Raw genomic sequence first — 13,870 nt, 5'->3', positions numbered from 1 at the left:
AACATGCACTTTATTGCATAAATTCGATGTCGGTGTTACGTTTAAAAGACATTGAAGTTATGTTTACCCTTATGGTTGTCGATGCTACAAAATAGCAAATCACGATTTAGCGCCCTCCGTTCTGTGGAAAATAGGTTTTCGCAGATACCTACTATGGTAAGCGAAATTTCTAAGAAAATAACAGACTTCAGGCAGAGGTTTCGAAAGCTCGTTGATAATGCCGAAGTATTTTTCAATGAATATCAGGCGCAATATCGGTCTCTTGCCTTGTTAAAGCGTAAAATCGATACATTTCAAGAGCAGCTTGACCGTATAGATACCTACCGAAAAGAAAAGGGTAAATACCCTTCGATTAAAGGCCAGCCCTCAACCCAACGTTATATTGCCCGTCTGGTCGCTCAGCAAACAAAGTTGGAAGATGAGCACCGTGCACTAGAGAAGACGGTTAACATTGCCAGAAATGATCGCTATGAGGCACTTGATCATCTCACTGATGAAATTCTAGATTTATTAGATGGCCATCAAATTTTTGGGCAGTTTTTAGGAACCATTGCGTTATCAACCCCGTCGCCTGAAGACAAAGTGCGCCACATTCGTAATGAAAAGTATAAGCCTATTTATATTGCCGCACTGACCATTGCGTTATTTGAAGAAGTGAGGTTCAAACATATTTTTGAGTATTCATTGTTAAACGATGAACTTAAAAGGTTATTTCCCACTGCTGATAAATTTAGTTTAATGGCAAATAAAAATGATGCGAGTAATACGGTAAATCTAACGCGACAGCCTATGGCTAGCGACACAAAGCTCGCATACCGGGAAAGCATTTTAAAACCTTTAGCTAAAGCGGCATTATTACAATCGATTGGATTACATAGCCCTGAGGCTCAGCAGGTGTTAGGAAGAGATAGGTATCGCCGCCTTAATAATAGCGAACGCTTATCATTACTTAGCATTATTGATAAGAAGACGATGGACTATATAAAGCTAGGCGTGGGGATCCCGACCGTTCGGTTTGACAGCAGAGAGGAAAAAGCAGCCTTTATTGCTAACGAACAAAAACAACTTACCTTTATGATAGATATTTTAAGTGGTCTTAAAAAAACGGGTCACGAACTTGGGGATCTCATTCGTATACCTATGACATATGCCTCTTTTTTACTCTCAACAAAAAAAGACCTTGATTACCAAGAAATCTATCGCGCTTACGACATTATTGAAGAAAGTATACAGAGAAAAACTAATCACCCTACACATGTTTCATGCTTTTTAAAAATGGTCGGCCGTTTTCCCCTTGGCTCGGGTATATATTTCATTCAAGAAGAGAGTGGTGAAATTGAACGCGCAATCGTTTCTTCACTCTACCCATTCAATGTAGAGGAGCCTATTTGCAAGCAAATAACACGTAGGCAAATACAATTTTTAAGCCAAACAGAAGTTGTCGTCTCGAAAAAAAGTAATCTGTTTTACGCTCAAAGTAGAGAAAAGAGCCATTATGATCCTGAATTTCTGGCGGCAAGATACCACGGAATCTTTACCTGGAACGCAGCGGATTTGTGGGAATCACAAATATCCTCGTTGGCGTTCTGGAAAAAAGATGGCGTAAGAAAAACCAACGGCCGCTATAATCCGGACTCTTATTAGCTATCACGCTTATTAACTACCTGGCGTTTGTTGACTCTCGTTTTTATTTTTCTCTATCCATATGTCTTGCGCGTTCTTTACATCTTGAGGCGTTGGCGTCTGGTTGCCTGATATTGTCATCGCTATCTGGTAAATAATTTGTTCACGCTTATCCAAAAGCCCTTGTGCTCGTTCGAACAAATCCTGCGCTTCTGGGAATTTAACTTTAAGCTCGTCGATACCGCCTAGCGAATAGTACTGTGCTTCGAACGCGTCATTAAAAAGCTGTCGCTTAGCATTAAAAATAAGGTAATCTCGCGCTGCATCAGACTGTAGGTACGTGATATCAGTCGTTGGTAACTTTGCTTCTTCAGCTACAGCGAGCGCTTGAGACACCCATTCGTCAATTTTCTCGCCATCACCCTGCTTTACCGCATGCTTTATTCCAGACTGTAAGTCAGTAGCATGTAATATATCCATCACCGTAATAACAGGAACATATGCAGCGTCCTCGCTACGCTCCTGCGATGTATTGGATAAATAGGCGAAATAGGCCCCAATCAAAATTATGCAAGATAAGAGAACAACAAGTGCTTTATTCACACTTCCTCCGTACTAGTAATAACGTCAATATTATGCAAAACGCACAGACAAAAAGAGCGAGTACACTCGCTCTTTTTCTTTATGTATACAACTAATAAATACGATTAGTCGACAGGCGTCGAGTTTTCTACTCGGCTCTTTAGTTTTTGACCCGGGCGGAATGTCACCACTCGGCGCGCTTTAATTGGAATGTCCTCACCCGTTTTAGGATTACGGCCGGGACGTTCATTTTTATCGCGCAGGTCAAAGTTGCCAAAACCTGACAGTTTTACTTGCTCACCAGATTCTAGAGCGCCTTTTATTTCTTCAAAAAAAAGCTCTACCAGATCTTTCGCATCACGTTTATTGATGCCTAGTTTCTCGAATAGGTGTTCAGCCATCTCGGCTTTGGTCAATGCCATAGTTTACTCTCTTAACGCGGCCCCAAACTCAGATTCCAGACCTTTAACCACAGTATCCACAGCCTGCTGAATTTCAGCTTCTTCTAAGGTTTTATCCGGATCTTGTAAATGAAGTGACAAAGCAAGGCTCTTGTAACCGGGTTCAATCCCCTTTCCTTTGTACTCATCGAACAAGTTTAGAGCAACTAATTGATTTACGCCAATATTTTCTATGTAAGAAAGCACATTTCCTACGCGAACCTCGTCCTTCACCGTAATGGCGATGTCTCGGCGGTTTGACGGGAAGCGTGATACAGGCGCTGCAAGCGGTAATTTCCGAGTTGTAATAGCGTCTATCGCTAGTTCAAATACAAATACACGGCCATTAACACCTAACAACTTGGTAAATTGTGGGTGTATAGCACCAATATAGCCAACTTCTTCACCATTGAGCAAAATTTTCGCTGCCATGCCTGGGTGCAGTGCGCAGTGCTCAGTGGTTACAAACTGGAACTCGCCGGTTTTACCCGTAAGCGCCAACAGTGCTTCGACATCAGCTTTCGCATCGAAAAAGTCCACTGGACTGTCGCCTAAATCCCAATGCTCGTCATTACGTCGGCCGGCTAAAACACCGCCAATAACGTTTTCTTGCAACACGCCGTTAGGCGCATCTGGCTGAGGAATAAAGCGTAAACCTGTCTCGAAAAGACGGATACGTTGTTGCTGACGTTTTTGGTTATACGCCGTTGCGCCAAGTAGTCCAGGCCACAAGCTCACGCGCATCACCGACATATCAGACGATATCGGATGAGGCAGCACCATACCTTTTGCGTCAGGGAAAAGCGCATTTTGCACTTTAGGGTCGACAAAAGAATATGTAATGGCTTCATTATAACCACGACTTAACAGCAACGATTTCATGCTGCTAAGTGGAAGCTTAGACTCTTGCGACGGTAACATTGCCAGCGTGGCGTTCGGCGCAACGTTTGGAATGTTGTTATAACCGTAAACTCGAGCAATTTCCTCAATGAGGTCTTCTTCGATAGAAATATCGAAACGATAGCTTGGCGCAATAGCATCCCAGCCGGCGTCGATTTCGGTTACATCAAGCCCTAGACGGTTTAGCATTTCCGTTACTTTCGCATCGTCAATGGTAATACCTAATACGCGAGCTAAGCGCGCACGACGAAGCGTTACCTTTGCTTGCTTCGGTAATTTTTCTTCAGCAGCAGCTTCAACAACCGGACCGGCTTGACCACCACAAATATCAAGAATAAGCGCGGTAGCACGCTCCATTGCTTTATGTTGTAGTAGCGGGTCGACACCACGCTCGTAACGGTGTGAGGCGTCAGTATGCAAACCATATTGACGCGCTCGCCCCATAATTACATCACGGCTAAAGAATGCACTTTCAAGCAAAATATCTTGTGTTTCGCTGGTTACACCCGAGTGAAGGCCACCGAAAATACCCGCCATCGCCAAGGCCTTGTTGTCATCAGCAATAACCAGCGTATTGTCTTTAAGCTTGGCTTCTGTCTCATCAAGTAATGTAAGCACTTCGCCTTCACGTGCCATACGCACATTAATGTTGCCATCAATGGATGCCAAATTAAATGCATGCATCGGCTGACCAAGTTCAAGAAGAACAAAATTGGTGACATCAACGATAGGGTCAATACTTCGAATGCCGCAGCGCCTTAGTTTCTCTACCAGCCATAATGGTGATGCCGCTTTTACATTTACACCTTTAACTACCCTGCCCAAGTAACGCGGACAGGCGTCGTCGGCAGTTAACGTGATGCTAAGACTATCGTCGATAGTGGCATCGACCGTTTCAATAACAGGCTCACAAACGTCTAGGTTATTAAGCACACCCACTTCGCGTGCAATACCGCGTAAACCCAAACAATCAGCACGGTTAGGGGTAAGATCTACTTCAATGGCTTTGTCATTTAGGCTAAGGTAATCACGAATATCGCTGCCAATAGGTGCATCCGCAGGAAGCTCTATGATGCCGTCATGATCGTCGCTAATACCTAGCTCAGAAAAGCTACATAGCATGCCGAATGAGGGCTCGCCGCGTAGTTTCGCTTTTTTAATTTTGAAGTCACCAGGTAGTACTGCGCCAACACACGCAACAGCCACTTTAATCCCTTGACGGCAGTTAGGCGCACCACAGACAATATCTAATAGTTCATCGCCACCTACGTTAATTTTTGTTACTCGTAGTTTGTCTGCGTTTGGATGCTGACCGCACTCCACGACTTCCCCAACAAGTACGCCAGAAAAGTCTCCCGCGACAGGCTCAACACCATCAACCTCGAGACCGGCCATGCTTAACTGTTCAGACAGCTCATGTGCCGACAGCGACGGGTTAACCCATTCTCTTAACCAATTTTCACTGAATTTCATGTCTACTCTCTGCCTTAGTTGAACTGCTTAAGAAAACGAAGGTCGTTTTCAAAAAATGCACGCAAGTCATTAACCCCATAACGCAGCATGGTTAAACGCTCAACGCCCATACCAAAGGCAAAGCCTGTATACTCTTCTGGGTCGATCCCAACCGCTTTAAGCACGTTAGGATGAACCATACCGCAACCCAAAACTTCAAGCCATTGACCGTTTTTACCCATAACATCTACTTCCGCTGATGGCTCAGTGAATGGGAAGTAAGACGGACGGAAACGCACCTCGAGAGACTCTTCAAAGAAGTGATGCAGAAAATCGTGCAGAATACCTTTAAGGTCGGTAAAGCTAACGTTCTTATCTACCATTAACCCTTCAACCTGATGAAACATCGGTGTATGGGTTTGGTCGTAATCGTTACGATACACACGACCTGGAGAGATAATACGAAGTGGTGGCTTCTCTACTTCCATCGTACGGATTTGAACCCCTGATGTTTGCGTTCTCAACATCATGTCAGGGTTAAAATAAAACGTATCGTGATCAGCACGAGCTGGGTGATTCGCAGGAATATTCAATGCATCGAAATTGTGAAAACCATCTTCAATTTCAGGCCCAGTTTTAACCGAAAAGCCAAGTTCACCAAAGAATGATTCGATACGAGCAATTGTGCGACTTACAGGGTGAAGGTTACCGGGTTTTTCGGTACGTCCAGGTAAGGTTACATCAATTGCTTCTTCAGCAAGTTTACTGTTCATTTCGGCAGTACGAAGTAAATCGCCTTTTGCAGAAATGGCTTGCTGTATTGCCTGCTTAGCCACGTTAATTTTTTGACCCGCGGCAGGACGTTCTTCGTTAGAAAGCTTTCCTAACCCTTTAAGTAAGTCGGTAAGTTTACCTTTCTTACCCATGAATTCGACCCTAACTTGGTCTAGTGTGGCTGCATCTTCGGCAGCGTCAATCTGGCTCTTTGCCTGATTGATAATCGCGTCAAGCTCCATGGTTTCCTCAATGTGCATGATGACTGGATGGCCAAAGCGGTGAAGTTGCTTTTCACGAGCTTAGGCTTGCCTGAAATAAAGCCGTTAGTTTACACGAGAGGTAATTAGAAGGGCTACCCTAGATAGCTGATATTGACGTATTTTCATGCTTTTTTTTATAAAAAAGCGTAGAAACGAAAAAAGGCGAGCATCCTGCTCGCCTTTTTCCGAAAGAACTTAAACTTAATTAGTTAATAATTAAGCTAATGCGCCTTTAGCCGCATCGACTAGTGCGCTGAAAGCTGCTTTGTCATGTACAGCGATGTCGGCAAGGATCTTACGATCGATTTCAACAGACGCTTTCTTCAAACCGTTAATGAAACGGCTGTATGACATACCATTTTGACGTGCAGCAGCATTGATACGTGCAATCCACAATTGACGGAATTGACGCTTGCGCTGACGACGGTCACGATAAGCATATTGACCAGCTTTAGTTACGGCTTGTACCGCTACGCGATAAACACGTGAACGAGCACCGTAATAACCTTTTGCCTGCTTGAGGACTTTTTTGTGGCGTGCACGTGCGATTGTGCCGCGTTTTACTCTAGCCATTTATAGTCTCCTAAGTCTTAAACGTAAGGCAACATGCGCTGAACCAATTTGGTATCAGAATCATGAACCAGTTTTTTGCCACGTAAGTGACGTTTACGCTTAGAGCTCTTCTTAGTCAGAATGTGACGTAAGTGAGACTGTTTGCTTTTAAAGCGGCCAGAACCCGTTTTCTTAAAACGTTTGGCGGCACCGCTTACAGTTTTCATTTTAGGCATTGCTAAAACTCCGCATTGTTTAGTATCGACATTGTAGGCTTGCAGTTGCCTGTTGTCGGTTAATGTTTGCAGCAAGGTGTTTCAAGACGCAGTTTCTTGAAAACTTTAGACCGTTACTACTTCTTAGTTGGGGCTAGCACCATGATCATCTGACGGCCTTCCACACGACGTGGGAAAGACTCGCAGTTGGCAATGTCTTCTAAATCACCTTTAACGCGATTTAGCAAATCAATACCAATATCTTGGTGCGCCATTTCACGTCCGCGGAAACGGATCGTAACTTTGGCTTTATCACCACCTTCAAGAAAGCGACGCAGGTTGCGCAGTTTTACCTGGTAATCGCCTTCATCAGTGCCAGGGCGAAATTTAATCTCCTTGACCTGAATTTGCTTCTGTTTTTTCTTCTGCTCTTTTTGAGCCTTACTTTTTTCGAAGAGGAACTTGCCATAGTCCATAACTTTACAGACAGGCGGCTCGGCATTCGGACTGATTTCCACTAGATCGAGGCTCGCTTCTTCCGCGTGTCGAGTTGCTTCAGCAAGTGAAACTACGCCAGCCTGTTCTCCATCTTTGCCAATTAATCGAACTTCTCTGGCTTTAATCTCATCGTTAATGCGGGCTTTATCGCCCTGAGCCTTATTATTAGCGCCTTTAATATGCTATTCCTCCAAACATTTAAATCGTTTGTCTGCTCTTGCCTTCGAATTGAAATATACAAAAGCAGACACTGTCGTGCAGTATACACGAAAAAGCTCAATTACTTAATGGTCTTTTCAACCACTTCTTGTTGAGCCATGGCAATAAAGTTTTCCAGGGTCATTTTCCCAAGGTCGTCGCCTCGACGTGAACGCACTGCCACTTCGCCAACTTCCATTTCTTTATCGCCTACCACCAGCATATATGGAATACGCTTTAAGGTGTGCTCGCGGATTTTAAAGCCAATCTTCTCATTTCTCAAGTCAGACTTTGCTCTAATTCCAATTTCTTGTAGTTTTTTAGCACAATCTTGCGCGTAATCGGCCTGTTTATCAGTAATATTCATGATAACGACCTGTTGAGGGGCTAACCATAGTGGATAAAAACCCGCAAATTCTTCCGTAAGAATCCCGATGAATCGTTCAAGGGAGCCGAGAATAGCACGGTGAATCATAACCGGTACTTTTCTTTCGCCGTCTTCGGCAACATACGTGGACCCTAGTCGACCCGGCATTGAGAAATCTAGTTGAACCGTTCCACACTGCCACGCACGGTCTAAACAGTCGTGTAATGTAAATTCAATCTTTGGACCGTAGAACGCGCCCTCTCCAGGTTGGTAATCAAACGCAATATCGTTTGCTTTAAGCGCATCAGCCAATGCCGCCTCAGACTTATCCCAAATTTCGTCAGACCCAACACGTTGCTCTGGGCGTGTTGACAATTTCACAGCAATATTTTCAAAACCAAACGCGGCATAGGTTTCATAAACCATACGAATACAGCCGCTCACTTCTTCCAATATCTGCTCTTCTGTACAGAAAATGTGTGCATCATCTTGGGTAAAACCACGAACACGCATTAAACCATGCAATGCACCAGACGGTTCGTTACGATGGCAGCAACCAAATTCAGCCATACGTAATGGAAGATCGCGGTAAGACTTTAGGCCTTGGTTAAATATTTGCACATGACCGGGGCAGTTCATTGGCTTAATGGCATATTCACGCTTTTCTGATTCAGTAGTGAACATGTTTTCAGCGTATTTGTCCCAATGTCCCGATTTTTCCCACAAGGTGCGGTCCATCATTAACGGGCCTTTCACTTCATCGTAATCGTACTCTCTAAGTTTTTTGCGTACGAAACTTTCAAGCTCAGTATAAATCGTCCAGCCGTCGTTATGCCAAAACACCATACCTGGCGCTTCTTCTTGCCAATGGAACAAGTTTAATGCTTTACCAATTTTACGGTGATCTCGCTTCTCGGCTTCCTCTAAGCGCTTAAGGTAAGCATTCAATTGCTTCTTATCCGCCCACGCCGTTCCGTAAATACGCTGTAGCATCTTGTTGTCGCTATCACCACGCCAGTAAGCACCTGCTACCTTCATCAGTTTGAAGTGATGGCAGAACTTCATGTTCGGCACATGGGGGCCACGACACATATCAGTGTATTCTTCGTGTTGGTAAAGCGCTGGTCGGTCGTCTTTACTGATGTTTTCGTCAAGAATTTCTATTTTGTACGATTCGCCACGCGCGTCGAACGCGTCACGTGCTTCTTGCCAGCTAACTTTGTTTTTAACAACGTTATAGTTTGTTTTTGCCAGCTCAAGCATACGTTTTTCAAGCTTAACCATATCTTCTTGGGTTAAACTTTCTTCCATATCAACATCGTAATAAAAACCGTTGTCGATAACAGGGCCAATTGCCATTTTTGTATTTGGCCATAATTGCTTAATAGCGTGACCAAGTAAATGTGCACAACTATGACGAAGAATCTCAAGTCCATCATCATCTTTGGCGGTAATAATTTGTAGTTTTGCATCAGCGTCAATAATATCGACCGCATCAACCAACTCACCGTTCACTTTACCTGCAATGGTCGCCTTGGCTAAACCAGGGCCAATGTCATTGGCAACGTCAAGAACAGAAACTGGGTTTTCGAAAGCGCGTTGGCTTCCATCAGGAAGAGTAATAACAGGCATTTTATTTCCTATACAGTGGTGACACCTACTCTGCGCCACTTGTGGGGTAAAAGTTAAATGGTGCCACGGGCACCGTCGTGTTTAGTGCAAAGTAACAGCCGAATACTGCAGCTGTAAAAGAATACCTTTGCACTGAAACCATATCGTAGCCAGCGATTATAACGACTGATGTTACAACTGCAACGACAAACGTACAACAAAGTTGATTTGCCTAGCATTTTCCACTTAACAGACACGTTTACAAAACATAAGCGCGATTTTTATACCATACTAAAGTAGTAACGCTTCGCTTAAAATCTAGTGATGATGAGGGTTTGGCCATGTGGCATTTTATTAGTGAGCACATCTCTGAAGTAACTGGTACGCTTTTCCTTTGTACACACATCCAGCGCGTAAGCGGGGGGGACACTCACGACTCTTATGTTATTCACGATAACCATACTCGGTACTTTGTAAAAACCCGTGCGTATGATGACACGCAACAACTGCACCTCGAAGCAGAGGGACTTGATGAGATTAACGCAGCGAACACCCTACTAACCCCTCGTGTTATTTGTTGGGGGCTGACAAAAAATGAAACCCCTCAGCAAGAGTATCTTGTACTTAGTCATATTCGCTTTATCGCGCCGAAACCTAACGATTTTGCGCGACTCGGTGCACAACTCGCTGCCATGCACTCGCTCAATAAATACACGCACTATGGGTGGCTGCATGATAACTATATTGGCGCAAGCATCCAAACAAACGTAAGAAGTGTGAACTGGAGTGACTTCTTTGCAGAGTACAGAATAGCAAGCGTGCTTGAGCGTTTAGCTATCGAAGGACACATGTTTACGACGCCTATTCCTGTAGTGCAGCTATGTAAAGACGTACTGTCGAGCCATTGCCCTCACCCTGCGTTAGTTCATGGTGACTTGTGGCATGGGAATGTTGGTTTTTGCCACAAAGGTCCCGTAGTCTTCGACCCCGCTATTTACATTGGAGATGGAGAAACCGACCTCGCTATGGCGGAGTTATTTGGCGGGTTTCCCACGTCATTTATTGAAGGGTATGCAAGCCATACCCCTATCGATAAAAATTACGAACAAAGAAAACTTTTTTATCAGTTCTACCATATTCTCAATCACACGTTATTATTTGGCGCTCATTATCAACAGCAAGCCGACATGCTGTTGCAAAAAATCAAAGCACTTTAATACAAACGGTAAGGGAAAATATGGCTGACTCGCCTCAGGTAGCACTAATTACCGGTGCAGCAAAACGCATTGGCGCAACGATTGCTGAACACCTTCATGACGAAGGCTTTAACATTATTATTCATTACGGTAGCGCTAAAAAAGACGCCGACAACCTGGTTGAGAAATTAAACTCACAAAGGCATGACAGCGCGGTAGCGTTACAAGCAAACCTATGCGATATCAGTCAAGTAAACCAACTGGCAGAAAAGGCGTTAACACAGTGGGGAGCACTTTCGCTATTGGTGAATAATGCGTCAAGCTTCTACCCTACTCCCCTTGGCACCATAACCCAAGATGATTGGACGTCATTGGTTGGAAGCAATGTAAAAGGGCCGTTATTTTTATCTCAGGCGCTGGCACCGGCGTTACAGGCGACATCGGGTAACATTATTAACATGATTGATATGCACATTGACCGGCCGTTAATGAATCATAGTGTTTACAGCTTGGCCAAGACAGCGCTGGCTTCACTAACACGTTCGCTTGCTACAGAGCTTGCGCCAAATGTGCGTGTTAATGGTGTTGCTCCGGGCGCAATATTGTGGCCCGAACGCCCACTAACGGATAGCGAAAAGCAACTATTATTAAGTAGCATTCCGTTAGGCTCGATGGGGACGGCCGACGATATCGCGCAAGCTGTATGCTTTTTGAACAAAGCACGCTATATCACGGGTCAAACGCTATATGTCGATGGAGGCAGGAGCTTACACACTAATGCACCAGCGTAAATCGTTTTACCTTGCCCTCGCTGTTCTAACGCTTTCATTGCTTACAGGCTGTTTTGGCGAAGATAAACTCAAAGAAGCTGTTGACGCATATACAGTAAGGTTGTCACGCGTGTTAGATACTACGCTAACGGTTTCCGCTCCAACCGAGAGCCTTCCATTCCCAGATAGAGCGCGCTTACATCAAGTTATTGAGCCAATAAACCTCAATTTGAGAGAGTTTTATGCTATCGATGAATGCGAATTAAGTACGTTAATTGCGCAGCGAAATACCACACTCGGAAAAAGCCAGCTGCCCTCTCAACGTTTTGCATATGAATCTACACTCAACCGCGTACTTAACGACTGTAAGTCCGAGCTGCGTTCACAAGCAAGCGACCGATATACAGTGGTAAGCGGCTGGCATGAAAAAAAACAGGCGCAATTTGGCGCGGTTTGGGCAAATATGATCCAAACTAGCAACGAAATGAAGCTTGGTTTGTCCGTATCAGATAGATTACTTAGTGCTGACAATAACAAAGATGCACAGGCTAGCATTACTGCGCTTTATTATCTGGATAGTTTACTCAACATGTCGTCAGGAACCCTAGCAAGAAATGGTTCAACCTCAACTCTGCCGGATAGTGAAACGGCATTGTCATCCAACGAACCTGGCACTCCACCGACCCGCTTGAGTAAAGAAATTGAAACACAATTACATATCATCGCATCATCGAGATTGCCGGCCACGATGTGGAATACCCAAACTTACTTAACCAGTTCGCTTTCGGCGCTTACCCAATCGCTTGAACCTGCATTAGACGGGATATCTTGCCCCGATGGACGGGCAAGTGATACCGCTAAGATAGCGCGAAACGTCTTCTATCTGTTTTTTATTAACGAGATTCAGCCCATTGGCAGTGCGCTGAACAACTATCACTACAAGCTACTGCCCTTGTGGCAAAAATGGCAAAAAAATAGTGATTTGCAGCCCGCTTTCAAAACGTACATTAGCGCTTATGCCGAAACGCGTTTCGCTGCCTATCAAGCGGCAATGTCAAAACATGTTGTGCTGTGGCAAGGCTTTTTGGCTCGCTGCAATTTATCGCCAACGGCACCGCACGCCTCTTGAATACAAGAGAAAATAGGCTGACGCTACAGTATGTTATCGCCGCTCTCAGGGTCGCGAGAACGCCTAGCTTGCTCTCTGATTTCATGGGCGTCGCTACTTACATCATCGTCATGGGATGACGTTTGTGCGATTACATCATCAACACATTTTTCGTCGCTTTCATTGCCGGACCTGCCACCGTCTTTAGATGCGCTTTTATGATCTACTTCCAACGTTTCACCCTTCGTCGATTTCGATAATGAAGTATTAGTTAATTGAATACCTTGGGGGAAAATACGCTCTCTTGCGTCGTCAGGCATACTGATACCCGCAGCAGTAAATGCCGCTATCATATCTCGCATTAACATCGACGATATCTTAGTGATACTCGTGTCTTCTACGTTTATCCAAAAATACACTTTGACATTGTAAGATGACGCTCCTAACGTATCGATAAGCACTTGAGGCTCTGGGTCGGACAATACCTTTTTGTGCTGCTCTATAATCTCTAACCCAATGCGTTGCGCGTCTCTTATCGACGCGTCGTACCCCACACCAATAATAAAATGGCCTCGCATTAGGGGGTTAGCCGTTAGGTTTTTTATTACCCCTTTATAAATCGTCGCGTTGGGGATTTGAATATGGTTACCATCAAAATCGACCAGGGTGGTAGCCCGAGCTGTGACTTTTTGAATAATCCCAGTGAAGCTATTTACTTGAACAATATCGCCTATGCTAAACGGTCGCTGTATTGTAAGTAACAGGCTTGAAATAAAGTTTTCAGCGATGTCGCGAAACGCAAAGCCCAAGATCAATCCGACCACACCGGTGCCACTTACTACTGCAATGGCAAAGCCTGTTAACCCCGCTAAATAAAGGAATACGTATACGCCCAATAAGATAATAAAAAGGCTAATACTTCTTTCTAACACAGAACGCAACAGCACAGAGGAAGTCGTACGCGTCAGCGGTTTGATGAGAAAGCGCGACAATGGTCCTGCGCATAAAATAAACACAACCATCAATACAATGCCAAGGCCGATGCCTGGTAAGCGATATGTTACTTGCTCCCATAACGCCGACAACAGAGACTGGGCACTGTCTAAATTGGTAATCGCTATTGTGCCGGCAGTGTCAACGTTTTGCGACGCTTGGCTTTGTGTAAACCGGTGAAGCAATGTAAGTAGCATAGTCGTCCTTGATAAATAGTGTCAGTAAGTCGAAACGCGTCAGCGCGAGAGAGGGATCAATTTATTCTTTTTTACTTAATAGCCGACAAAAAGCTATGGGGGTTGTTATTACCAACTCGCAGTTTACATAG

13 protein-coding genes are annotated in these 13,870 nt (G+C 44.5%); 4 read left to right on the top strand and 9 right to left on the bottom strand.

All coding sequences use genetic code 11. From position 1 onward, the window contains the following. The first annotated feature begins 153 nt into the window (after positions 1 to 153). Entirely contained in the window at positions 154 to 1,644 is a 1,491-nt protein-coding gene (locus tag AC27EZ_RS12480) for a hypothetical protein (RefSeq protein WP_487135624.1), read from the top strand. 12 nt (positions 1,645 to 1,656) lie between these two features. Here the strand turns inward: AC27EZ_RS12480 and AC27EZ_RS12475 are convergent, their stop codons facing one another. The 8 genes from AC27EZ_RS12475 to thrS form a co-directional block, all read right to left on the bottom strand. After that, positions 1,657 to 2,226, bottom strand: coding sequence for a hypothetical protein (locus AC27EZ_RS12475; protein WP_487135623.1), 570 nt, complete (start codon positions 2,224 to 2,226; stop codon positions 1,657 to 1,659). 104 nt (positions 2,227 to 2,330) lie between these two features. After that, the gene (gene ihfA, locus AC27EZ_RS12470; RefSeq protein WP_421134343.1) at positions 2,331 to 2,627 is read right to left on the bottom strand and encodes an integration host factor subunit alpha; all 297 of its coding nucleotides are present in this window, start codon (positions 2,625 to 2,627) and stop codon (positions 2,331 to 2,333) included. Between the two features lie 3 nt (positions 2,628 to 2,630). Further along, positions 2,631 to 5,018, bottom strand: coding sequence for a phenylalanine--tRNA ligase subunit beta (gene pheT / locus AC27EZ_RS12465; RefSeq protein WP_487135622.1), 2,388 nt, complete (start codon positions 5,016 to 5,018; stop codon positions 2,631 to 2,633). A gap of 14 nt (positions 5,019 to 5,032) precedes the next feature. After that, positions 5,033 to 6,013 (bottom strand): phenylalanine--tRNA ligase subunit alpha, encoded by a 981-nt coding sequence (gene pheS, locus AC27EZ_RS12460; protein WP_421134341.1) that lies wholly within the window; start codon positions 6,011 to 6,013, stop codon positions 5,033 to 5,035. A gap of 237 nt (positions 6,014 to 6,250) precedes the next feature. Beyond that, positions 6,251 to 6,607, bottom strand: a complete 357-nt coding sequence (gene rplT, locus AC27EZ_RS12455) for a 50S ribosomal protein L20 (protein WP_070174515.1) — start codon at positions 6,605 to 6,607, stop codon at positions 6,251 to 6,253. Between the two features lie 17 nt (positions 6,608 to 6,624). Next, positions 6,625 to 6,822: a 50S ribosomal protein L35 gene (rpmI, locus tag AC27EZ_RS12450; protein WP_012518091.1), complete on the bottom strand. Its 198-nt coding sequence runs from the start codon at positions 6,820 to 6,822 to the stop codon at positions 6,625 to 6,627. 116 nt (positions 6,823 to 6,938) lie between these two features. Continuing rightward, positions 6,939 to 7,478: a translation initiation factor IF-3 gene (infC, locus tag AC27EZ_RS12445; protein ID WP_421134738.1), complete on the bottom strand. Its 540-nt coding sequence runs from the start codon at positions 7,476 to 7,478 to the stop codon at positions 6,939 to 6,941. A gap of 101 nt (positions 7,479 to 7,579) precedes the next feature. Next, entirely contained in the window at positions 7,580 to 9,496 is a 1,917-nt protein-coding gene (thrS, locus tag AC27EZ_RS12440; protein ID WP_487135621.1) for a threonine--tRNA ligase, read from the bottom strand. Positions 9,497 to 9,816: 320 nt separating this feature from the next. On the opposite strand from thrS, the gene AC27EZ_RS12435 reads away from it, so the two are divergent. Genes AC27EZ_RS12435 through AC27EZ_RS12425 form a run of 3 tightly spaced genes read left to right on the top strand, consistent with a single transcriptional unit; the run spans position 9,817 to position 12,570 of the window. Beyond that, the gene (locus tag AC27EZ_RS12435) at positions 9,817 to 10,692 is read left to right on the top strand and encodes a fructosamine kinase family protein (RefSeq protein ID WP_487135620.1); all 876 of its coding nucleotides are present in this window, start codon (positions 9,817 to 9,819) and stop codon (positions 10,690 to 10,692) included. Between the two features lie 20 nt (positions 10,693 to 10,712). Beyond that, positions 10,713 to 11,462 (top strand): pteridine reductase, encoded by a 750-nt coding sequence (locus AC27EZ_RS12430; protein ID WP_487135619.1) that lies wholly within the window; start codon positions 10,713 to 10,715, stop codon positions 11,460 to 11,462. Beyond that, positions 11,449 to 12,570: a DUF3080 family protein gene (locus AC27EZ_RS12425; RefSeq protein ID WP_487135618.1), complete on the top strand. Its 1,122-nt coding sequence runs from the start codon at positions 11,449 to 11,451 to the stop codon at positions 12,568 to 12,570. The genes AC27EZ_RS12430 and AC27EZ_RS12425 overlap by 14 nt, the downstream gene beginning before the upstream one ends. Positions 12,571 to 12,593: 23 nt before the next feature. On the opposite strand, the gene AC27EZ_RS12420 is transcribed toward AC27EZ_RS12425, so the two are convergent. Next, positions 12,594 to 13,739, bottom strand: a complete 1,146-nt coding sequence (locus tag AC27EZ_RS12420) for a mechanosensitive ion channel family protein (RefSeq protein ID WP_487135617.1) — start codon at positions 13,737 to 13,739, stop codon at positions 12,594 to 12,596. Between the last annotated feature and the right edge of the window lie 131 nt (positions 13,740 to 13,870).

The organism is Alteromonas sp. 4NH20-0056, from assembly GCF_057539655.1.
Note: the sequence above shows the minus strand (reverse complement) of the source record. Positions and strands in the feature narration are given on the sequence as shown.

What these genes read in the sequence shown, in the direction of transcription:
- ihfA (WP_421134343.1), bottom strand. Translation starts at nt 2,627, where the DNA reads ATGGCATTGACCAAAGCCGAGATGGCTGAACACCTATTCGAGAAACTA.
- AC27EZ_RS12420 (WP_487135617.1), bottom strand. Translation starts at nt 13,739, where the DNA reads ATGCTACTTACATTGCTTCACCGGTTTACACAAAGCCAAGCGTCGCAA.
- thrS (WP_487135621.1), bottom strand. Translation starts at nt 9,496, where the DNA reads ATGCCTGTTATTACTCTTCCTGATGGAAGCCAACGCGCTTTCGAAAAC.
- AC27EZ_RS12425 (WP_487135618.1), top strand. Translation starts at nt 11,449, where the DNA reads ATGCACCAGCGTAAATCGTTTTACCTTGCCCTCGCTGTTCTAACGCTT.
- AC27EZ_RS12435 (WP_487135620.1), top strand. Translation starts at nt 9,817, where the DNA reads ATGTGGCATTTTATTAGTGAGCACATCTCTGAAGTAACTGGTACGCTT.
- AC27EZ_RS12480 (WP_487135624.1), top strand. Translation starts at nt 154, where the DNA reads ATGGTAAGCGAAATTTCTAAGAAAATAACAGACTTCAGGCAGAGGTTT.
- rpmI (WP_012518091.1), bottom strand. Translation starts at nt 6,822, where the DNA reads ATGCCTAAAATGAAAACTGTAAGCGGTGCCGCCAAACGTTTTAAGAAA.
- pheT (WP_487135622.1), bottom strand. Translation starts at nt 5,018, where the DNA reads ATGAAATTCAGTGAAAATTGGTTAAGAGAATGGGTTAACCCGTCGCTG.
- pheS (WP_421134341.1), bottom strand. Translation starts at nt 6,013, where the DNA reads ATGGAGCTTGACGCGATTATCAATCAGGCAAAGAGCCAGATTGACGCT.
- AC27EZ_RS12430 (WP_487135619.1), top strand. Translation starts at nt 10,713, where the DNA reads ATGGCTGACTCGCCTCAGGTAGCACTAATTACCGGTGCAGCAAAACGC.
- rplT (WP_070174515.1), bottom strand. Translation starts at nt 6,607, where the DNA reads ATGGCTAGAGTAAAACGCGGCACAATCGCACGTGCACGCCACAAAAAA.